The organism is Agromyces sp. GQ35 (genome assembly GCF_059758475.1).
This window is the reverse complement of the sequence record NZ_JCAXEO010000001.1, coordinates 898835-918504: the sequence shown is the minus strand read 5'-3', so window position 1 is coordinate 918504 and position 19670 is coordinate 898835. Positions and strand designations below refer to the sequence as shown.

The window sequence follows — 19670 nt, the reverse complement described above, 5'->3', positions numbered from 1 at the left end:
GCGGTGCCCCGCGAGTCGCTCACTGCCCGAGGAGGGGGAGGTCCGGGAACTCCCGGTCGTCGGCCTCACTGGGAGGCGAATAGCCGAAGCGGTTGCGCACGGTCGGTCCGACAGCTTCGAGGGCGACGCGACCCCCGATGAGCAGCACGCCGATCGCGAGCCACCCCACCAGGAGCAGGGTCGGCGGTGCGGGCCACGGGAAGGGGAGCGCGACGGCGCCGCCATCCGCCGGGGTGTCGACGTGGGTCGCGAACCACCAGCCGGCAGCGACGATGCCGCACACCGTCCACCAGATCAACGACGCCGTCGCGGCGTTCGTCAACGTGGTCGTTGCGGCCCTGACGCGCATCCGGTCGTCGTCGCGCGTGAGTGCGCGGCCATCGCTCGCGCGGCGGAGCGCCCGAATCGTCTGCCGGAAGGCCAGGATGCCGGTGAGGACGACGACGAGGATGCCGAGGCCCAGCACTGCGCCGCCAACGGCAGTCGCCGCGTCGATCACGCGTTCGATGTCGGCGCTGTAGCTGATCTGCTCGGCATAGAGGCCGGGTTGGCGCAGGTAGACGCCGAGGAAGACGATGCCGGCACCGACGGCGACGAGCACCCTGCCGGCCCAGGCCGCCCAGTCGAGTGGTCGCCAGGATCGTCGCTCAACGCGCCGCTGCGCACGAGTGGTGATGCGGGCGGAGGGACCGCGGTCGCCGAGCACTCCCTTGGGGAGCTGGGAACCGGTGCCGACCGCCCAACGTCGGTTGAGCACCGAGAACATCCACACCATCGCCGAGCAGGCGACGGTCACGGCGAGGAGCACACCGGCCCACGTCGCCCACTGAGCGAACTCGGCACGGTGCACCTCGTCGTCGAGCCGGCCCGCGTGCTCGGCCGCGAGCACGATGCACGGGATCGCGGCGAGCAGAGCGAACGACCCGAGGACGATCGTGCTGGCGGAAGCCGGCGCGTAGGGGGCGGGGTTCACCTGTCCCCGAACGATCATGGTGTCGCGCAGTTGACCGGCCTTCGGGGGGAGGCCCGCGTAGAACGCCCCGAGCGCGAGTCGGCCCGCAGCGGCCAGATAGCCCGTGAGCAGGCCCAACACGAGTATGCCGGCCGCCGATGCGGCGACGATCCCACGTCCGAGTCGCTCGGTCGCCGGTTGCGCGTCGTCCGGTACGACGGAGATCGCGATGAGCATCGCGGCCGTGTCGAGCATCAGCGTCACCGCGCATCCGACGAGCGCCGCCCCGACGATCGACTTCACCGCGTCGACGATCACGAGTCGCCGTGTGGGTATGGCCTCGGCATGCGCGCCACCCTGCCCCTGAGTGCGCGTGCTTCGGTTCTCGTGGGGCCGGAGCCGCTCCTGCTTCGTCACGGACCCGTTCCTCCCACTCGCGCGTCGGCCCAGCGCCCGCGCCTCTCCACCGTACTGTCCGTGGTCACCGGGTCGGCGCGGTCGCCTTCACCGGGATGAGCAGCGCGAGGCCGAGCGCGATCACGAGCACGATGCCGAGGATGCCGAAGTACGGCTCGCCGCCGATCGTGACGAAGAGCGCGAACGCCGTCGGCGCGAGGAAGCTCACCGCGCGGCCCGTCGTGGCATACAGCCCGAAGAGCTCACCCTCGCGGCCGGCCGGGATGAGCCGGGCGAGGAAGGTTCGGCTCGCCGACTGCGCAGGGCCCACGAAGAGGCAGAGCGCGAGGCCAGCCGTCCAGAATACGATCTGGCCGCCGTCGTGCAGCAGGAAGACGAGCAGGCCGCTGACGACGAGGCCGATGAGCGCCGCCATGATCACCGGCTTCGCGCCGAGCTTGTCGTCGAGCGCGCCGACGGCGATCGTCGAGATGCCGGCGACGACGTTCGCGGCGATGGCGAAGATGATGACCTCACCGGCCGAGAACCCGAAGACGGATGCCGCGAGCACGCCGCCGAACGTGAACACACCGGCGAGCCCGTCACGGAAGACGGCGCTCGCGAGCAGGAACCACACCGTGTTGCGTTGCTCGTTCCAGAGCCGCTTGATGTCGCGGCCGAGGCGTGCGTACGAGGCGAAGAAGCCGATCTTCTCCCGGCCGACCGCCGCGGGGTTGCGGTATTCAGGCACTGCGAAGAGCACGGGCAGGGCGAAGAGCCCGAACCAGAGCGCGGCGACGAGCATCGTCACGCGCACATCGAGGCCATTCTCGCCGGTGACGCCGAAGAGGCCGACCTCGGGCTGGATGAAGCCGAAGTACACGATGAGCAGCAGCACGATGCCGCCCACGTAGCCCATGCCCCATCCGAAGCCCGAGACCTTGCCGATCGAGCGCGGGGTCGAGACCTGCACGAGCATGGCGTTGTAGTTGACGCCGGCGAACTCGAAGAACACGTTGCCGGCAGCGACCAGGAAGAGCCCGAGCAGCAGGTATTCAGGCGCCGGCAGCACGAAGAACATCGCAATCGTCATCGCGACGACGATGTAGGTGTTCACCGCGAGCCAGAGCTTGCGACGACCGCTCGTATCGGATCGCTGGCCGGTGATCGGGGCGAGCAAGGCGATGAAGAGGCCGGCGATCGCGAGCGCCCACCCGAGCTGCGCCTCGACCGTGCCCTTCGGGCCGAACGATTCGCTCGTGAGGTAGACCGTGAACACGAAGGTCGTGACGACCGCGTTGAACGCCGCCGAGCCCCAGTCCCAGAGGCCCCACGCGAAGATGCGCCCCTTGCGTGCGCCGGCCTCCGTGACCGCTTCGACCTGCGCTGTGCCGACCCCGATCGTCGCGGCCGCACCGTCAGGGGGAGTGAGGTGCGACGGAGGAAAGTTGCGGGGCGTCTCGGGCGAGCGTGACTCGTCGGGGTCGGTCATGGCTGCAGTCTCGTTCTCTCAGGTGAACAGCCGGTGGCGGATGCCGCGGCGCGGGTGTCGTTCGACCGTGCACGCTCACTCGAGCTCGATCGACGGCGACCTTGTGGGCACTGTAGCGCCACCCAGATGCCGCGAGGAAAGTGGCACGCGGCCGAACGTTCCCGGCGGGCGTCGGAATACCTCGCCGACGTGTCGCGCTGCACCATCCATGAGCCTCGACGCGCCGCTGTTCCTCCACCTCCGCGACACCGATACGGTGCACATCGAGACGACGACCCGCGACGGACGGCGGCTCTCGACGCCCATCTGGTCGGTCGCCGTCGAGGATTCGATCTACGTTCGCTCCGCCTACGGCCCCGAATCCAAGTGGTTCCTGCGCGCGACGCGGAACCCGGGGGTGGGTTTCCGCGCGCCGAATGGCGTGCGTGCTGTCGCCCTGCAGGCAATACGCGATGCCGAGCTGGAGCTGCGCATCGATGACGCCCTCCGTGCGAAGTACTCGGCCGAACCGGCCGCCGTGGCCGAGATGCTCACGCCGATGGCGCGGGGCACGACCCGGCGCGTCGTGCCCGTGGTACCGACTGGCTGACGCCCGACCCCGGACGCTCTTCCAAGCGCCGTCCGCGCTGTCGGGTCACTGCAATTCGAGCACCGACGTGAGGAGCAGGTTGTAGCTCGCGAAGTGCAGCACCCCCTCGTGCAGTCGCACCGAAGGCTGGTAGTTCGCGTCGTAGTCGGCGGGAGCAAGGTAGCTGCCGTCGCCGCGCTCGGTGTCTTCGAGCCAGCCTTCGCTCTCGAGCTCGGCGATCCAGGCGTCGCCGTCGGCTCCGACCTCGAGCCGGGCGTACCAGACGGCGACATCGCTCTGCGGTTTGCTCCAGCCGCAGACGAGTGCCCCCGCAGCGTCCATGCGCTCCATGACGGGACCGAGCAGGAAGATCCCGCCGTCGAGCTCGAGGTTATCCTCGGCGAGCGACGAGTACTCGGCTTCGGTGAACACCGTGTCGCACGTCGGCGCGTCGGCGGGTTCGGTCGCGGGCGTGGTCGGCTCGACTGAGGCAGTGGCGGTCGGGCCGGCGGTCGCGGTGGCCGGCGCAGCAGGCGCGGGCGCGGCGCATCCGCTCAAGATGAGAACGACGATACCGGCGGCGCTCGCCGCGATTGATGCGCTTCGAATGCTCATACGCAGACGATAGGGAGAGTCTGCCCCCTTCGCAGCCGATGTGCGCGAATCGTGACCTGCGTTCAGGGTTGCCCCTGAGACGGGAGGCGAGGGCGAGGGAGGGGCGGCGGATGTCGCGGGCCGCCGGCATCCGCGCGCCACCCCTCTCGCCCTCAGCTGTAGACCTCGCCGATCAGCTCGCTGAAGAGCTGCTCTGCATCGCACTCGAGGCGCTGTCGCGTGAACCAGTCGCACACGTTGACGCAGTCGCGGTGCAGCAGCTCGAAGCCCTGCGGATTGGAGACCACGTCAACCACCTGGGGCAGGTCGATCGCGATCATGCGGCCCTCGTGCACGAGCAGGTTGTACGGCGAGAGGTCGCCGTGCGCGAGGCCCGAGTGCGCGAGCGTGCGCATGAACTCCACGATCTGTTGGAAGAGATCGTGCAACTCCGCAGAGCTCGCCCGCACCTGCGCGAGACGGGGCGCGGCGACTCGGCCGTCGCCGATGAACTCCATCAGCACTTCGGTCTCGCTCACCTGCACGGGGTACGGCACCGCCGCGCCGAGCTCGGTGAGCCGTTTGAGCGCCTCGAACTCGGCGTAGGCCCACTGCATGCGCGCGACCTCGCGGCCGAACGTCGTGCCCTTCGCGAGCGCGCGGGCGTCGCGGCTGCGACGCGTGGTGCGGCCCTCGGTGTAGACCGTGGAGCGGTGGAAGTCGCTGCGCTCGCTGCCGCGATACCGCTTCGCGGCGAGCAGTGAACTGCGCCCGGGCGTGCCGTGATCGGCGCCCGGCACGGCCCGTTCGATGAGGAACAGGTCGGCCTCCTTGCCGGACTTCACGACACCGAGCTCGGTGTCGATCGCCGCGGCATCCGTGACGAGCCAGGCAGGTCGCGGCTCGGGGCCGCGTTCGGAGGGAGTGGTCGCAGGCCAGGTCGACCAGCGTTGGTCCTCGCCGGGTTCCTCGGTCTGGAAGGCGAGGTCGCCCACGTCGAAACGCGGGGTCGTGAAAGAAACGGATGCCGCGTGCGCACGCACGACGGCGGAATCGTCGAGTGACGAAGTGATGTGCAAGGTGGATCTCCGTGGATTCGCGGAGGCCACCGGACCGCATCTAGCGGGAGGGGGCCTCGCAGGTGAAGGGAACGTGGAGGTTCACGACAACGACAGCCATGATCGACTCCTTTCTTCACCGGATGCACCGGACCCATGCAGCGCGAATGACGCAGCTTCGGCAGTCTAGGGGGCCGCGCACGTGTCGTCCAGTGTCGATTTCGCGAGGGCGGAATGCTCCGCTCCTCCGGCTCGTCCGACGGTCCGACCGGAGTAGGGTCGGCGCATGGCCGGAGAGGTGCAGCAGGATGCATCCGTCACCGTGCTGCTCGTCGAGGGGAACAGCGACCGGCTCGCGGTCGAGGCACTCGCCGCGCGGCTCGGACACGACCTGAGCGCTGCGGGAGTGAGCGTCGTCTCGATGGACGGCGTGACCAACCTGTCCCGGCACCTGGTCGAGCTCGTGCCCCCTGCATCGGCGCAGCGGGTGATGGGCCTGTTCGACGCTCCCGAGATCGCCCACGTGCAGCGCGCGCTCGAAGAGCGCGGCCTCGGCCCGGCCGGTACACCGGAGGAGCTCGCCGCGCTCGGCTTCTTCGCCTGCGAGCCCGACCTCGAGGGCGAGCTGATTCGCGCGCTCGGCGTCGAGCGCATGCAGGAACTGCTCGCCGAGCACGGCGAGATCGCTCGGTTCCGCCGGTTCCAGCACCAGCCGGCGCAACGCGAGCGGCCGACTGCTGCGCAGTTGCGCCGCTTCCTCGGCACGCACAGCGGGCGCAAGGCGCGGTTCGCGCCGATCATGGTCGAGTCACTCGACGAGTCGCGCATCCCGCCGGCGCTGCGGTCGCTGCTGACGGTCGCGATGCGCGGTTCCGACGAGCCTCAGCGCCGCACGGCCGAGAGGGTGATTCGCCGCACGTCGATCTCGTCGGCGTAGGCATCGCGGCCCAGGACCTCGTCGACACGGAAGCCGGCCGCTTCCGCTGCGGCGCTGAGTTCCGTTTCCGAGTACTCCGCCCAGTAGACGCGGATGCCGCTGCCGAGCGGGTCAGCGATGACGCCGTCGCCCGTGCCCTCCTTGGCCACGACGAGGAGCCGGCCGCCGGTCCTGATCGCCGCGGCCCATGCCGCGAACGTGGACGGCAGCTCTCGCTTCGGCTGGTCGTGCAGCGAATAGTACGAGACCAGTCCGTCGAGTGGGCCGCCGACCGAGGCCGCGGTGATCGTCCGTTGGTCCATCACGTCGAACCTGATTCCCGGTTGCTCCGCCCTGGTGAGCTCGACGCAGCGCGACGCCAGGTCGATGCCCAGCACGTCGAGACCGCGGTCGGCGAGGAGCGCCGCCACGTGCCCGCACGGACCGCAACCGGCGTCGATGACCCGGCCTCCGCTGCCGACCCGCTCGGCGAACTCGGCGAGCATCGCCCGGTCGAAGGGCTTGCCGTCGAGCTCGTGGCGGAAGAGCTCGAGGTAGCGGTCGGCGCGGGCGTCCCAGGCTCGCGCGACATCGAGCGGGCTCCCGGGCTCGGGTGAAGTCGCGAGCGAGCGGGTCATTCGGACATCGTAGGCGCGTCAGCCGGTGCCGAAGGCCTCGTCGGGAGTGAGGAGCTCGGTGCACACCCATTCGCCGGTGTAACCGGCGTCCAGCGCGAAGCTCCCGCTCAATCGGTCGGGCGAGACGATGATGGTCGACCCGCCGACGTGCTGGGTGCCACCGACCCGGAGGTCGACGCTGCCTGCCTCCGGCGGCGAGGCGGGGTTCTTGTAGATCGACATCGAGACGTCGTCCCGATGTTCGGGCGGCGCGTCGTAGCCCTCGGGCATCCGCCCGTCGCCGGCCTGGATGAGGAGGTCGCCGCTGTCCTGGAGGATGCAGTGGCCGCCGTGGACCTCGAACGGTTCCGGCTCCTGGAACCGGACGACGAGAACCTCTGCCGGAACCCGGTTGCCACAGGCCTCGGTCCGCGAGATCGAAGCGACCTGAATGGTCACCTTCACCGCATCGCTCGGGTGCGTGCTCATGAGGCCGATCCCGAGCGGCCCGCCCGACGGGATCTCGGTGCCGCCGAGGTCGCCGCCGTCGGGGCACTCGCAGAAGCCGGTCACGCAGTAGCGCCCGAGGAACTCCGGACCGATCTCCTCGGTCGAGCCACTCGGCACGCCGAGCACACCCGTTCCGCCGAAGACGGCGACTTCGATCACCTCGGTGGCAGCGTCACTGCCGACGAGGTACGGGGCCGTTGCGAACGGCAGGACCCACAGTTCGTCGTCCATCGAGGCCCCGTTGCGGACGTCGATCCCGACCGCGCCCCGAGTGCCGGTGATGCCGGGGCCGTCCGACTGCCATGACGGACCCACCTCCGGCTCGCGCACAAGGCGCCGCGCGATCGCCATCATCGCCGCGTCTGCCGGGCGCTCGAAGAGTCGGCCGAGCCCGGCATCGAGACCGTCCGTCTGCAGCAGCGGGATGAGGTGCCGCCAGACGTCTGCTCCCTCCTGCTCAGCCACCGCGTACACGCCGAGAGCGTCGTAGTCGCGCTTGTGCAATTCGACGGCCGGCTCTCCCAACCAGGAGTCCCAGCGCTCGTCGTAGTGGTCGGTCGGTTCGAGGGCCATCGCGGCGAACGTCGCTGCGCCCTCGACGACCCAGGAGGCGCCTCTGTGCACGTCGGCGACACCCCCGGCTCCGTCGAACTGGAAGCAGTGCATCACCTCGTGGGCGATCATCGTGCGGAACCGGGGAGTATCGATGAAGTCCCACCCCGGCTGCAGGACGGAGATCTCGCAGGCATCCATCCGCCCGGTCATGACACGTCGGCCGTCGACGGTGCCCCAGGCGAACGCGTGGTACGACGGGTCGGTGGCCTCGCTGCTCGCGCCCGCCACGATCGGGACCCCCAGCCGGACGCCGAGCAGCCCCTCGAACTCGGCTTGCAACTCCGCAACCAGGGCAGTGATGCCTCGGATGCTCTCGTCCGGCTCCATCTGGAGGGCTGGCACGACGAGAGCGCCGAGGCCGGAGTCCGTTGCGCCGCCTTCGCTGGGCACGAGCACTCGATCGACGGTCGCCTGCTGCTCCGGGGTCAACTCCTCCCAGTTCCCGAGAAGACCGCGGATCGCCATGGTGCCCGAGAGCGCGGGCGGTTCGACAGCGTCGGGTTCGCCCCCGTCGATCGGGCCGAAGCCGGCAGCGAAGAGGTCGAGTGCGAGGTCCAGCGGGATCGTGCCGTCGTCGTTGAGGCGGTCACCGAGTCGATTCTCCGAGCCGGGTCCGTCGGAGGGATGTTCGCCCGGGCCGGGAGGTGACGGAACACAGCCCACGACACTCAGGAGGAACAGGACGGCGACGCCGCAGGCTTGCGAACGCCGGGAACGCCGAGCGTGGTGCGGCATGCGACCCCCCGATGGCACCAACCGCCACACCGATTGTGGCTCACGACGAACGTATCGGCCACCGGCCGACTTGAACAGGGCCCGGTCCGATCACGGCCGGACTACGACGGTCGGGTCGGCCACTTCGATGATGACCGGGCCGGCGCTTGCGCTGCGGTCGGCCTCCGCAAGGCGCCAGACGCGCACGGGCGTGCCGACGCCGGGCACTTGGGTCTGCAGCAGCGAGCGGCTCGTCGCGGTACGCGGCCGCCAGCTTCCGCTCAGCTTCGAGCCGTCAGCGAGCGTCACGATGAGGTCGAACGACGAGACCGAGCCGTCGTCGGAGAGGCCGGTGCGCCGTTCCGCCACGCTGCCCGTCTCGGCGCGGGCGCGGTGTCGCCCATCGTTCCAGGCGAGCTGCATGGCACGCTCGACGCCGGCTTCCTGGATCGAGCCGATCAGGATCGCCCACAGAGCCACCGGGATGCCGCCGATCATGACGGTGAAGAGCAGGCTGAACCACCAACCGGGTGTCTCCTCGGTCCAGAGCACCCAGATCGCGTACAGTGCACCGCCCGTCGCGATCAGGCTGACGAGCGCGAAGACCACCCGCCCTGGTGTGCGCAGCCGCTTCGGGAACTGGAGCGATTCGGGCGCCGGCGCCGAGGCATCGAGCTGGTCGAGCAGGTGAACGACGTGCCCGGTGGTGTCATCCTCAATGGACCGCTTCGGCATGCGGGCATCGTAACGCGCCGGGGTGGCCGCTCGGTGGCTCAGGTCACGACCGCCCGGTCGGCGCCTCGTCTGCTTCGCGCGCTTCGCGTTCTTCCAGCTCCTCGAGCACCTCGAAGGGCGATTCGAGATCGCCGCGCCAGGCTTCGATGCCCTCGCGGATCGCGAGCACCGCGACGACGAGCGCGGCGACGGAATCGGCCCAGGCCCAACCGAACAACGTGTTGAGCAGGAGGCCGACGAGCACCGTGCCCGACAGGTACGAGCAGAGCAGCAATTGCTTGGCGTCGGCCCGGACGCTGCGCGAACCGAGCTCGCGGCCGGTGCGGAACTCGAACCAGGCGAGCGCCGGCATGACGAGGAGGCTCAGTGCCGCGATGCCGATGCCGATGGGGCTGTGCTCGACCTGCTGCACCCCGGTGAGGGCGAGCACGGCGTCGACCGTGACGTATGCCGCGAGGGCGAAGAACGCGATGCCGATCGTGCGGACCGTGGCCCGCTCCCACCGCTCGGGATCGGCGCGGGTGAACTGCCAGGCGACCGCCGCCGCGGAGAGCACCTCCACCACCGAGTCGAGGCCGAAACCGATGAGCGCCGCGGAGGAGGCGACGGATCCGGCCCAGATCGCGACGATCGCCTCGAGCACGTTGTAGGCGATCGTGAAGCCGACGATGAAGCGCACCCGGCGATGGAGGCGGTGTCGCCGGTCCGTGGTCAGCTCGGCGCTCATTCGTCTACTCCGCAGCATCCGTCGACGGTGCACGCCGGGTCGATGCAGGGGGCGCTCTCGTCGACGGCGAGCGTCACCTCGACGAGCGCGGCGAGCGACCGGGCGAGGTGCGGGTCGGCGATCTCGTAGCGCGTCTGCCTGCCCTCGGGCTCCGCCACGACGATGCCGCAGTCGCGGAGGCAGCTCAGGTGATTCGAGACGTTCGACCGGGTCAGTTCGAGGTCGCGAGCGAGGACCGCCGGGTAGCTCGGGTGGTCGAGCAGCGTGAGCAGAATGCGGGATCTCGTCGGGTCGGCCATGGCGCGCCCGAGTCGGTTCATCACGTCGAGGCGAGAAGCAAGAGTCAGCACACGCTGACTATACAGTCGTGGCTGACATGTCGCTGACACCGCGGAGGCCGGAATACTGAACGCCACCTGTGAGTTGAGTCGAGTACGCTCAAGTTTCACCGCCTCGACTTGACACGTTCACGAGGCGTTGAGAGGCTTGAGTCGCCAAGGCTCAAGTCTTGGCTCAGGTACTTCGGTTGCGGGCCGGCAAGGGTCGAACCGGCATCCGGCCCGTCTGGCCATGAAGCGTGCGACGCTGTCGCGCGACTCGGCCTGCGGGCGGAGAGAAGGAGAGAACACATGTCACGTGCAGTAGGAATCGACCTCGGAACCACCAACTCGGTCGTCGCGGTCCTCGAGGGCGGCGAGCCCACGGTCATCGCCAACGCCGAGGGGCTGCGCACCACCCCGTCGGTCGTCGCATTCACCAAAGACGGCGAGGTCCTCGTCGGTGAGACCGCGAAGCGCCAGGCGGTCACCAACGTCGACCGCACCATCGCGTCGGTCAAGCGCCATGTCGGCACCGACTGGAAGACCGACGAGGTCGACGGCAAGCAGTACACGCCGCAAGAGATCTCGGCGCGCATCCTGCAGAAGCTGAAGCGAGACGCCGAGCAGTACCTCGGCGACACCGTCACCGACGCGGTCATCACCGTGCCCGCGTACTTCAACGACGCCGAGCGCCAGGCCACCAAGGAGGCCGGTGAGATCGCGGGCCTCAACGTGCTTCGCATCATCAACGAGCCCACTGCGGCCGCCCTCGCCTACGGCCTCGACAAGGGCAAGGAAGACGAGCTCATCCTGGTCTTCGACCTCGGTGGCGGCACCTTCGACGTCTCGCTCCTCGAGGTGGGCAAAGACGACGACTTCTCGACCATCCAGGTGCGCGCGACCGCAGGCGACAACCGCCTCGGCGGCGACGACTGGGACCAGCGCGTCGTCGACTGGCTGATCAAGAAGTTCAAGGAGACCACGGGCGTCGACGTCTCGAACGACAAGATCGCCAAGCAGCGCCTGAAAGAGGCCGCGGAGCAGGCCAAGAAGGAACTGTCCTCCAACATGAAGGCCAGCATCCAGCTGCCCTACCTCTCGCTCACCGAGAACGGCCCCGCGAACCTCGACGAGACGCTCACGCGCGCCGAGTTCGAGAACATGACGAGTGACCTGCTCGACCGCACGAAGAAGCCGTTCGAAGACGTCATCCGCGAGGCCGGCGTCAAGCTCTCCGACATCGCGCACGTCGTGCTCGTCGGCGGGTCGACGCGCATGCCGGCGGTCAGCGAACTCGTCAAGCAGGAGACCGGCCAGGAGCCCAACAAGGGCGTCAACCCCGATGAGGTCGTCGCCGTCGGCGCCGCCCTGCAGGCCGGCGTTCTCAAGGGCGAGCGCAAAGACGTGCTCCTCATCGATGTCACCCCCCTCAGCCTCGGCATCGAGACCAAGGGCGGCATCATGACGAAGCTCATCGAGCGCAACACCGCCATCCCCACGAAGCGGAGCGAGACCTTCACGACCGCCGACGACAACCAGCCGTCGGTCGCGATCCAGGTCTTCCAGGGCGAGCGCGAGTTCACCCGTGACAACAAGCCGCTCGGCACCTTCGAGCTCACCGGCATCGCGCCGGCGCCGCGGGGCATCCCGCAGGTCGAGGTCACGTTCGACATCGACGCCAACGGCATCGTGCACGTGTCCGCGAAAGACAAGGGCACCGGCAAGGAGCAGCGCATGACGATCTCGGGCGGCTCGAGCCTCCCGAAAGACGACATCGAGCGCATGGTGCGCGAGGCAGAAGAGCACGCCGCCGAAGACAAGGCGCGCCGCGAGTCGGCCGAGACCCGCAACCAGGCCGAGCAGCTCGTCTACTCGATCGAGAAGCTCATCAAGGACAACGACGACAAGCTCCCCGCCGACGTCAAGTCCGAGGTGCAGGGCGATGTCGACGCACTGAAGTCGGCGCTCGCCGGCGAAGACGACGATGCAGTGAAGTCGGCCTTCGAGAAGCTCAACGCCTCGCAGGGCAAGCTCGGAGAGGCGATCTACGCGCAGGGCCAGCAGGCCGACGCGAGCGCCGCCGCCGGCGAAGACGCGACGGCCACCGGTGAGCAGGCCCCGTCCGACGAAGACGTGGTCGACGCCGAGGTCATCGACGACGACGACGAGAAGAAGTAGCCCATGTCCGACCAGCATGAGAACGAGCCCGATGGCCTGGATGACGAACTCATCCAGGCCGAGGGGCCCGATATCGAGATGCCCGAAGACGGCGAGGCGCCTGAGGGCGTCGGCGAGGTGCCGGTCGACGAAGAGGTGCTCACGGTCGACGACATCCTGAACGCGGCGAACGCCGAAGTGCAGGATCCGACCGACGAGCACCTCGCCGACCTCAAGCGCGTCAGCGCCGAGTACGCCAACTACCGCAAGCGCACCGAGGCGAACCGCGAGATCGAGCGCGAGCGCGCGGTCGGCGTGGCCGTCGCCGTGCTGCTGCCCGTGCTCGACGATCTCGACCGCGCCGAGAAGCACGGCGACCTCGAGAGCGACGCGCCGTTCGCGACCATCGCGGCGAAGCTGCGCGGGGCCGTCGAGAAGCTCGGTCTGGCCCCGTTCGGCGAGGTCGGAGAACCGTTCGACCCGCAGCGTCACGAGGCGATCTTCCAGCAGCCCTCCGACGAGGTCGAGGTCGACACGGTCGCCGACGTCGTCGAGACCGGGTACATGCTCGGCGGCACGCAGCTTCGCGCGGCGAAGGTCGTCGTCAAGACGCCGCAGTGATGCAACCGCCGGTCGAGTAGCGCTGAGCGCGTATCGAGACCCCTCACGAGGTCTCGGTACGCTGCTTCGTCGCTCCTCGACCGGCGTACTCGGTTAGATTTCAGTACGAGAGGGAGGTGCCAGTGGCCAGCCAGGATTGGTTCGACAAGGACTTCTACCAGGTGCTCGGCGTCTCCAAAGACGTGAGCGATGCGGAGCTCAAGAAGGCGTACCGCAAGCTCGCACGCAAGTACCACCCCGACTCCAACCCCGGCGACGCTGCCGCCGAGGCGAAGTTCAAGGAGATCAGCGAGGCGAACTCGGTGCTCTCGGACTCCGCGCAGCGCAAGGAGTACGACGCCGTACGCGCCATGGGCTCCGGTGCCCGCTTCACCGCGCCGGGCGGCGCGGGAGGTGCCGGCGGCTTCGAAGACGTCTTCGGCGGCATGTTCGGCCAGGGTGGCGGCGGCCGCAGTCAGCAGTACACCTTCCAGCAGGGCGGCGAATACGACGACCTGCTCGGAGGGCTGTTCGGCGGGGGCCGATTCGGCCAGCCGACCGGCGGCTACCGCGGCTCCGGCGGCCCGTCCAGGGGTCGGGACGTCACGGCGTCGACGACCCTCGACTTCCTCACCGCCACCAAGGGCGAGCAGATCACGCTCCAGACCGCCGAGGGCAAGCCGATCACCGTGCGCATCCCGGCGGGCGTCGCCGATGGGCAGAAGATCCGCCTGCGCGGCAAGGGCCAGCCCTCGCCCGACGGCGGCGAGCCCGGCGACATCGTGCTCACCGTGGGCGTGCGCAAGCACCCGGTGTTCGAGCGCGACGGACTGAACCTGCGCGTCAACGTGCCCGTGACCTTCGCCGAGGCTGCGCTCGGCGCGACCATCCAGGTGCCGACGCTCGGCGGCGCCCCCGTGAAGCTTCGGGTCGCACCGGGCACTCCGAGCGGCCGCGTGCTGCGCGTGAAGGGCCGAGGCGTCGAGACGACGAAGGGCGTCGGCGACCTGCTCGCGGTCGTGCAGATCGCCGTGCCCTCGCACCTCTCGAAAGACGCAGAGCAGAAGCTCGAGGAGTTCGCAGCACTGCTGCCCGACGAGAACCCGCGCGACGAACTGCTGGCGAAGGCTCGGGAGTAGGGCGGTGGAGATGAACGAGCGGAGCCCGCTCTTCGTCATCTCGGTCGCCGCCGAGCTCGCGGGCATGCACCCGCAGACGCTGCGGCAGTACGACCGGCTTGGGCTCGTCTCACCGACCCGCACGGCCGGAAAATCGCGACGCTACTCGATGCACGACGTCGTGCAGTTGCGCGAGATCGCCCAGCTGTCGAGCGAAGGCGTGAGCCTCGAGGGCATCCGCCGCGTGCTCGGCCTCGAAGACGAGGTGACGACGCTCCGTGCCCGGGTGCGCGAACTCGAGGCCGCGCTCGCCGACGAGATGCTGAATCGCCCGGGCCGCCGGGTCTTCGCCGCCGGGTCCGCCGGCGAGGTGGTGTCGGTGCGCGCCGGCACCCGCGTCAGGCGCGAGAACGCGGTCGTCGTGTGGCGCCCGCTCGATCGCTGACCGCACCACGCGCTGCCGCATGCGCGCACCGGGATGCCGTGCCGAGACGAGTCAGCGACCCCAGGCCGAGTCGGGTGCGTCGATGACCTCGTAGGGGTGCGAGCTCCAGTGCGTACCGTACCCGTAGTGGCTCGATGCCCACGCCGAAGCCCAGATCGCCTGCGCCGTGGCATCCGCCGAGTCGCCGCGCGCGAGCGCCGCATCGACCGCCGGGTAGCGCCCCGACTGCAGGTTCTCGGCCGCGTAGTACGCAGCCTCGATGAGGCTCGGATAGCTGCCGAGACCCGAGCCGCCGCCCGAGCCCTGGCCGTTGTTCAGCGGGTTGTTGCGGTTCCACCAGTTGTCGGCGCCGTTCTCCTGACGCATCCAGCGCATCATGAAGGTGATGTTCTCCTCGGTGACCGGCCAGCCGCCTTCGATCAGCACGAGCTTGGCCCAATCGACGTTCGTGCCGCCGGCGACGAGGGTCTGCGTGCCGGTCGTCGCGGTGTACGACTCGCGCGAGACCGCTGGAGCAGCGACATCCGCTGTGACGTTGAAGCTCTGCACCGCGCCGGCATGGGGTGAGCCGGCGCCCGTGAACGCGAGCGCTTCGCCGGCACGCGGTTGCGGGGCGAGCGCGAGGCCGGCGAGCAAGCCGATCACCGAGAGCACGGCGGCGGCGGCGAGCGGTCGGCGACTCCGATGAGCGCCGTGCGATGCCGCGTCGGCAGTGTTCGGGGTACGCGACACGGGCGTCGCGACTCCGTGTCGCGCCGCGCGCCGTCCCCCTGGCTGTGCGTGCTGCATGCGGCCCCGAGAGTAGCAAACCCCGCTGGGAACCGCACTCAGGATTGTGGCCGTGATCAGGCGTGCGGGGCGCCGCCGGTTCGCCCGCGTACCCTTGTGACATGCTCTTCGACTTCGACGCCCTGCGTCGTCATCCCGATGTCGAGGGGCCGGGACTCGAGGCGTCGGATGCCGCAGACCGCCTGATCCTCGATGAGGCCGCTGCCCTGATCGGTGCGGCCGGTGCCGGCACGATCGCGGTCGTCGACGATTCGTACGGGGCGCTCGCACTCGCCGCAGCCGGCGCGGGAGCCGACCCGATCCGCGTGCACCAAGACCTCATCACGGGCGAACGGGCGCTCGCCGCGAATGCCCGCCGGCTCGGGCTCGAGGCATCCGTGCAGCCGATGCCGCTCAGCCCCGAACTCGTCGTCGACGCCGAGCTCGTGCTGCTCCGCCTGCCTCGATCGCTCGACCGACTCGACGAAGTGGCGGGGCTGATCGCCGCGCACGCCCGCCCCGACGTCGTGGTCGTCGCCGGTGGTCGTGTGAAGCACATGTCGCTCGGGATGAACGACGTGCTTCGGCGGCACTTCGGTCGTCTCGACGTGTCTCACGCGCGGCAGAAGTCACGGGTGCTGACCGCGCGGCGGGGTCTCGATACGCTCGCTTCGCTCACTACTCGACCGGCGGGGGTGGGGGCTGCTCCTCGACCGGCGGAGGCGGGCTGGCCGCGACGCGCCCGGCATGACGACCTCGACCTCGAGGTGGTCGCCCACGGCGGCGTCTTCGCCGGCACCGGGGTCGACATCGGCACCCGGTTCCTGATCGGGCAGCTCGGCGACGCCGTCCCGGATGCCGCGACCGCCGTCGATCTCGCATGCGGCACGGGAATCGTGGCGACCTGGCTGGCGCGAACCCGCCCGGCGGTGCGGGTCGTGGCGACCGATCGCTCGGCGTCGGCCGCGGCATCCGCTCGCCTGACCGCCGAGGCGAACGGCGTCGCCGACCGTGTGCGCGTCGAGCAGGCCGACGGCCTCGAATCGTTCGCCGATGCCAGCGAAACCCTCATCGTCCTGAATCCGCCGTTCCACAGCGATGCGGCGATCTCGACGGGCATCGCCGCGCACCTCTTCGCCGACGCCGGGCGCGTGCTGGCTCCCGGCGGCGAGCTCTGGTGCGTGTGGAACTCGCACCTGCGCTACCGGCCGCTGCTCGAACGCGTCGTCGGCCCGACGCGTCAGATCGCCCGTAACGCGAAGTTCACGGTCACCGCGTCGCGGCGGGCCACGTGAGTCGGCACGACCCGGCGTCTGCTCGAGCATCGGAGCGCACGGCCGTACCGGATCACGAGCAGCAGCTCACCGCGGTCGAGCGCGCAGTCGATCGTGTCGCGCATCGCCTGCTCGCGGGGGCGTCGGAGCGAGGCATCCGCGCCGGGCTCATCGAGTTCCTGGTCTTCGGGGCGAAGCAGGCCTGGGCGTGCATCTTCGGCGGTGCCCTGCTCGCGGTGATCATCGCGGCGAAGCTCTGGTACCCCGACGACGCGGCGCTCGCACGGAACGACGCCCTCACGATCGCTGCGATCGCGATCCAGGTCGTGATGGTCGCGACCCGCCTCGAATCGGGCCGCGAGCTCTGGGTCATCGTGCTCTTCCACCTCACCGGTACTCTCATGGAGATCTTCAAGACCGACGTCGGCTCCTGGTCGTACGACGGCGACGGCGTGCTGCGCATCGCCGGAGTGCCGCTCTTCTCCGGGTTCATGTACGCGGCGGTCGGCTCGTACATGGTGCGGGTGCACCGGCTCTTCGACCTCGGGTTCACGCGGTACCCGCGCCGCTGGGTCACGGCCGTCGTCGCCGTGGCCATCTACGTGAACTTCTTCACGCACCACTACATCTTCGACCTGCGCTGGCTGCTGCTCGCCGCCGTGGTCATCGTCTGGTGGCCCACCGTGATGCACTTCCGCGTCTGGCGCCGGACGCTCCGCTGGCCGGTGCTGGTGACGTTCGCGCTCGTCGCCCTGTTCATCTGGTTCGCCGAGAACATCGCCACCTGGGCCGGCGCCTGGCTCTACCCCGACCAGCTCGACGGATGGCAGCTCGTGTCGCCCTCCAAGCTCGTGTCGTGGTTCCTCCTGATGATCATCTCGGTCGTGCTCGTCACCCTCGTGTACCCGCCGCGTCCTCCAGGCGCTGTTCCGCGTGATCCGGCCGGGTCGACGCCGGGGTTCCCACCGGCCGATGGTCGTGTCAGGCTGGTCGGGTGACGTCCACCCTCGAGCAGATCGACTCCGACACCATCGAACGAACCCTGTCGGAGCGTTCGTGGCGCGTGGTCGTATGGGACGACCCGGTGAACCTCATGACGTATGTGAGCTACGTCTTCCGCAGCTACTTCGGCATCGCCCGGGCGGAGGCCGAGCGGCTCATGCTGCTCGTGCACAACGAGGGCCGGGCGGTCGTCGCCTCGGGCAACCGCGAGGCGATGGAGCGGCACGTGCAGGCGATGCACGGCTACGGCCTGCAGGCCACCGTCGAGCGGGTCGACCCATGATCGTCGCGGGCCTCGGCGGTGGTGACGGCGTGCGCCTCGTGCTCGAGATCGAAGAGGCGATGCTGCTCTCCGAACTCGCCGATCAGGTCGACTCGGTGCTGCTGCTCGGCGAGGCCGACGACCCGGCGCTCGACCGCCTGCTGCCGAACGCATATCCCGACGACCACGACGCCTCCCGAGACTTCACTCGCTACACGCGCGACAGCCTCGTCGACGGCAAGCGCCAGGCGGCGCAGCGCGTGCGCGATGCGACCGCCGTCGACGAGGCCGGCGGGGTCGTGCAGATCGAGCTCGACCAGGCCGAGGCGTGGGGGTGGCTGACGTTCCTCACCGACCTTCGGCTGATCCTCGCCGAGCGCGTCGGCATCGTCGATGAAGACGAGGCGGACTCCGACGAGACCCGCGACGACTACCTGCGCGCCGCCTACGAGTGGGCGGGGTTCGTGCAGGGCTCGATGCTCGAAGTGCTCGACCCGATCACCGGCTGACCCGCACCCCGCCGGTCGAGTCGGCGGCCCCTGGCGCCCCCGGCGCCCCGCGTCGTTCCTCGCCCGACCGCCCGATGGCTGACATGCTGATGCCGAGCACACCTCGAAGGAGCCTTCCGTGAGCAGAGCCACCGCGACCAGCACTCGAGTTCCGTCGTCGATCGCCGGGGTGCTGCGGCATCCGGCGGCCACGGCCGAATCGCTCGAGTCCATCGCCCTGCTCATCGGCGCCGCGACGTTCGTGGTCGGCGGGCTCGTCGCATGGATCACCTTCCTCGGCCGCGACTTGGAGATCGCCGGCCGGGGATCGCTCGGCGAGTTCGTGGGCATCGGCGCCGCGATCGCCACGCTGATCGCCTTCGTGCTGGGGCGTCTGGCGCTGCGCACCCGCCGGTCCGCCGGTCTCGCCGAGGTGCATCTGCCGGGACTCGATGCGCCGGGCGCACGCATCCACTGGTTCGACCTCACCGCGATCGCGCTGGCCCACGCGTTCATCGCGCTGCTCGGGTGGGTGGGCCTTGCCGACCTGCTCGAACGCAGCTTCCAGGGCGCGGTCGTCTTCACCATCCCGGGCGCGGTGCTCGCCGGCGTCGGCATGGCCGTCACCGCCTACGCCGTGTTCCTCTCCTCGGCGCACCTGACGCCCATGCTGCTGTCGTTCGTGCTCGCGCTGTTCCTCGTCGTGGGGGCGCTCGCGAGCATGCTGAGCTCGAGCGATCCGCTCTGGTGGCAGAAGAACCTGAGCGCGCTCGGCATGACCGACGACATCTCGGCTCTCGCCTTCAACCTGACCCTCATCATCGCCGGCGTGATCGTCACGACCATCGCACGCTACGCCACTGCCGCAGTGCCGACGACGACCCCGGCCGAGGTGCGGGGGCGCACCATCGTGCGGGTCGGCATGATCCTGCTCGGCATCTTCCTCGGATGCGTCGGCATCTTCCCGGTCGATCGGTTCTTCGTCGTGCACAACACCGTGGCGACGGGCATGACGATCGCCTTCGCCGTCCTGGTGATCGGGCTCCGCTGGTTCATCCCCTCGATGCCGAGGGTCTTCATCCTGCTCGGCTACGTCTACGTCGGCGTGATCGTTCTGCTCGCCGTGTACTTCGCCACCGGCTACTACAACCTGACGGCGGTCGAGCTCGTGGCGGCCGTGCTCATCTTCAGCTGGATCATCGTGTTCCTCCGCAACTCGGGTGCGATGCACGGGCAGCCGGCGGCGGATGCCGCGGCGACACCGGCCGCCGAGATCCCCGTGCCGACGGCTGCGGGTTGACGAGCATGCGAAGAGGGTCGGATGCCGCGGCATCCGACCCTC

21 protein-coding genes are annotated in these 19670 nt (G+C 69.6%); 11 read left to right on the top strand and 10 right to left on the bottom strand.

The window, feature by feature from the left end:
- Nucleotides 1-19: 19 nt before the first annotated feature.
- Together AC6CH0_RS04285 and AC6CH0_RS04280 are read right to left on the bottom strand one after the other, a co-directional pair.
- Entirely contained in the window at nt 20-1369 is a 1350-nt protein-coding gene (locus AC6CH0_RS04285) for a hypothetical protein (protein ID WP_498098489.1), read from the bottom strand.
- Between the two features lie 64 nt (nt 1370-1433).
- Nucleotides 1434-2840 (bottom strand): MFS transporter, encoded by a 1407-nt coding sequence (locus AC6CH0_RS04280; protein WP_498098488.1) that lies wholly within the window; start codon nt 2838-2840, stop codon nt 1434-1436.
- 208 nt (nt 2841-3048) lie between these two features.
- Between AC6CH0_RS04280 and AC6CH0_RS04275 the strand changes: the two genes are divergently transcribed.
- The gene (locus AC6CH0_RS04275; RefSeq protein WP_498098487.1) at nt 3049-3429 is read left to right on the top strand and encodes a DUF2255 family protein; all 381 of its coding nucleotides are present in this window, start codon (nt 3049-3051) and stop codon (nt 3427-3429) included.
- 45 nt (nt 3430-3474) lie between these two features.
- Here the strand turns inward: AC6CH0_RS04275 and AC6CH0_RS04270 are convergent, their stop codons facing one another.
- Together AC6CH0_RS04270 and AC6CH0_RS04265 are read right to left on the bottom strand one after the other, a co-directional pair.
- Nucleotides 3475-4023, bottom strand: a complete 549-nt coding sequence (locus AC6CH0_RS04270; protein ID WP_498098486.1) for a hypothetical protein — start codon at nt 4021-4023, stop codon at nt 3475-3477.
- 152 nt (nt 4024-4175) lie between these two features.
- Nucleotides 4176-5081, bottom strand: a complete 906-nt coding sequence (locus tag AC6CH0_RS04265) for a serine protein kinase RIO (RefSeq protein WP_498098485.1) — start codon at nt 5079-5081, stop codon at nt 4176-4178.
- A 265-nt stretch (nt 5082-5346) separates the two neighbouring features.
- Between AC6CH0_RS04265 and AC6CH0_RS04260 the strand changes: the two genes are divergently transcribed.
- Nucleotides 5347-5997: a TOPRIM nucleotidyl transferase/hydrolase domain-containing protein gene (locus AC6CH0_RS04260; protein ID WP_498098483.1), complete on the top strand. Its 651-nt coding sequence runs from the start codon at nt 5347-5349 to the stop codon at nt 5995-5997.
- Here the strand turns inward: AC6CH0_RS04260 and AC6CH0_RS04255 are convergent.
- The 5 genes from AC6CH0_RS04255 to cmtR form a co-directional block, all read right to left on the bottom strand.
- Nucleotides 5943-6614, bottom strand: a complete 672-nt coding sequence (locus AC6CH0_RS04255) for a class I SAM-dependent methyltransferase (protein ID WP_498098482.1) — start codon at nt 6612-6614, stop codon at nt 5943-5945. The genes AC6CH0_RS04260 and AC6CH0_RS04255 overlap by 55 nt on opposite strands.
- A gap of 18 nt (nt 6615-6632) precedes the next feature.
- The gene (locus AC6CH0_RS04250; protein WP_498098481.1) at nt 6633-8453 is read right to left on the bottom strand and encodes a hypothetical protein; all 1821 of its coding nucleotides are present in this window, start codon (nt 8451-8453) and stop codon (nt 6633-6635) included.
- Nucleotides 8454-8543: 90 nt separating this feature from the next.
- Nucleotides 8544-9167, bottom strand: a complete 624-nt coding sequence (locus AC6CH0_RS04245; protein ID WP_498098480.1) for a hypothetical protein — start codon at nt 9165-9167, stop codon at nt 8544-8546.
- A gap of 43 nt (nt 9168-9210) precedes the next feature.
- Nucleotides 9211-9894, bottom strand: coding sequence for a cation efflux transmembrane domain-containing protein (locus tag AC6CH0_RS04240; RefSeq protein ID WP_498098479.1), 684 nt, complete (start codon nt 9892-9894; stop codon nt 9211-9213).
- A complete protein-coding gene (cmtR, locus tag AC6CH0_RS04235; RefSeq protein ID WP_498098478.1) occupies nt 9891-10244 on the bottom strand; it encodes a Cd(II)/Pb(II)-sensing metalloregulatory transcriptional regulator CmtR in 354 nt (117 codons plus the stop codon). The genes AC6CH0_RS04240 and cmtR overlap by 4 nt, the downstream gene beginning before the upstream one ends.
- A gap of 279 nt (nt 10245-10523) precedes the next feature.
- On the opposite strand from cmtR, the gene dnaK reads away from it, so the two are divergent.
- The 4 genes from dnaK (at nt 10524) to AC6CH0_RS04215 (ending at nt 14534) form a co-directional block, all read left to right on the top strand.
- Nucleotides 10524-12392, top strand: coding sequence for a molecular chaperone DnaK (dnaK, locus tag AC6CH0_RS04230; protein ID WP_498098477.1), 1869 nt, complete (start codon nt 10524-10526; stop codon nt 12390-12392).
- Between the two features lie 3 nt (nt 12393-12395).
- Nucleotides 12396-12992, top strand: a complete 597-nt coding sequence (locus AC6CH0_RS04225; protein WP_498098476.1) for a nucleotide exchange factor GrpE — start codon at nt 12396-12398, stop codon at nt 12990-12992.
- A 122-nt stretch (nt 12993-13114) separates the two neighbouring features.
- The gene (locus tag AC6CH0_RS04220) at nt 13115-14110 is read left to right on the top strand and encodes a DnaJ C-terminal domain-containing protein (RefSeq protein WP_498098474.1); all 996 of its coding nucleotides are present in this window, start codon (nt 13115-13117) and stop codon (nt 14108-14110) included.
- A gap of 10 nt (nt 14111-14120) precedes the next feature.
- A complete protein-coding gene (locus AC6CH0_RS04215; RefSeq protein ID WP_498098473.1) occupies nt 14121-14534 on the top strand; it encodes a heat shock protein transcriptional repressor HspR in 414 nt (137 codons plus the stop codon).
- 51 nt (nt 14535-14585) lie between these two features.
- On the opposite strand, the gene AC6CH0_RS04210 is transcribed toward AC6CH0_RS04215, so the two are convergent.
- On the bottom strand, nt 14586-15266 hold the full coding sequence (locus AC6CH0_RS04210; protein WP_498098472.1) for a hypothetical protein: 681 nt from the start codon (nt 15264-15266) through the stop codon (nt 14586-14588).
- Between the two features lie 158 nt (nt 15267-15424).
- Here AC6CH0_RS04210 and AC6CH0_RS04205 point away from each other — a divergent pair, with 158 nt between their 5' ends.
- The 5 genes from AC6CH0_RS04205 (at nt 15425) to AC6CH0_RS04185 (ending at nt 19628) form a co-directional block, all read left to right on the top strand.
- Nucleotides 15425-16597: a class I SAM-dependent methyltransferase gene (locus tag AC6CH0_RS04205; protein WP_498098471.1), complete on the top strand. Its 1173-nt coding sequence runs from the start codon at nt 15425-15427 to the stop codon at nt 16595-16597.
- Between the two features lie 107 nt (nt 16598-16704).
- Nucleotides 16705-17574 carry a DUF817 domain-containing protein gene (locus AC6CH0_RS04200; RefSeq protein ID WP_498101022.1) on the top strand — a complete coding sequence of 290 codons (870 nt, stop codon included), beginning with the start codon at nt 16705-16707 and terminating at the stop codon, nt 17572-17574.
- The gene (gene clpS / locus AC6CH0_RS04195; protein ID WP_498098470.1) at nt 17571-17861 is read left to right on the top strand and encodes an ATP-dependent Clp protease adapter ClpS; all 291 of its coding nucleotides are present in this window, start codon (nt 17571-17573) and stop codon (nt 17859-17861) included. The genes AC6CH0_RS04200 and clpS overlap by 4 nt, the downstream gene beginning before the upstream one ends.
- A complete protein-coding gene (locus AC6CH0_RS04190; RefSeq protein ID WP_498098469.1) occupies nt 17858-18349 on the top strand; it encodes a DUF2017 family protein in 492 nt (163 codons plus the stop codon). Before clpS ends, AC6CH0_RS04190 begins: the two co-directional genes overlap by 4 nt.
- A 118-nt stretch (nt 18350-18467) precedes the next feature.
- Entirely contained in the window at nt 18468-19628 is a 1161-nt protein-coding gene (locus AC6CH0_RS04185) for a DUF998 domain-containing protein (RefSeq protein WP_498098468.1), read from the top strand.
- Nucleotides 19629-19670: the final 42 nt, after the last annotated feature.

Bases quoted from the DNA above. Each gene is read 5' to 3' on its own strand.
- AC6CH0_RS04280 (WP_498098488.1), bottom strand. From the start codon at position 2,840: ATGACCGACCCCGACGAGTCACGCTCGCCCGAGACGCCCCGCAACTTT.
- AC6CH0_RS04275 (WP_498098487.1), top strand. From the start codon at position 3,049: ATGAGCCTCGACGCGCCGCTGTTCCTCCACCTCCGCGACACCGATACG.
- AC6CH0_RS04270 (WP_498098486.1), bottom strand. From the start codon at position 4,023: ATGAGCATTCGAAGCGCATCAATCGCGGCGAGCGCCGCCGGTATCGTC.
- AC6CH0_RS04260 (WP_498098483.1), top strand. From the start codon at position 5,347: ATGGCCGGAGAGGTGCAGCAGGATGCATCCGTCACCGTGCTGCTCGTC.
- AC6CH0_RS04255 (WP_498098482.1), bottom strand. From the start codon at position 6,614: ATGACCCGCTCGCTCGCGACTTCACCCGAGCCCGGGAGCCCGCTCGAT.
- AC6CH0_RS04250 (WP_498098481.1), bottom strand. From the start codon at position 8,453: ATGCCGCACCACGCTCGGCGTTCCCGGCGTTCGCAAGCCTGCGGCGTC.
- AC6CH0_RS04245 (WP_498098480.1), bottom strand. From the start codon at position 9,167: ATGCCGAAGCGGTCCATTGAGGATGACACCACCGGGCACGTCGTTCAC.
- AC6CH0_RS04240 (WP_498098479.1), bottom strand. From the start codon at position 9,894: ATGAGCGCCGAGCTGACCACGGACCGGCGACACCGCCTCCATCGCCGG.
- dnaK (WP_498098477.1), top strand. From the start codon at position 10,524: ATGTCACGTGCAGTAGGAATCGACCTCGGAACCACCAACTCGGTCGTC.
- AC6CH0_RS04225 (WP_498098476.1), top strand. From the start codon at position 12,396: ATGTCCGACCAGCATGAGAACGAGCCCGATGGCCTGGATGACGAACTC.
- AC6CH0_RS04215 (WP_498098473.1), top strand. From the start codon at position 14,121: ATGAACGAGCGGAGCCCGCTCTTCGTCATCTCGGTCGCCGCCGAGCTC.
- AC6CH0_RS04205 (WP_498098471.1), top strand. From the start codon at position 15,425: ATGCTCTTCGACTTCGACGCCCTGCGTCGTCATCCCGATGTCGAGGGG.
- AC6CH0_RS04190 (WP_498098469.1), top strand. From the start codon at position 17,858: ATGATCGTCGCGGGCCTCGGCGGTGGTGACGGCGTGCGCCTCGTGCTC.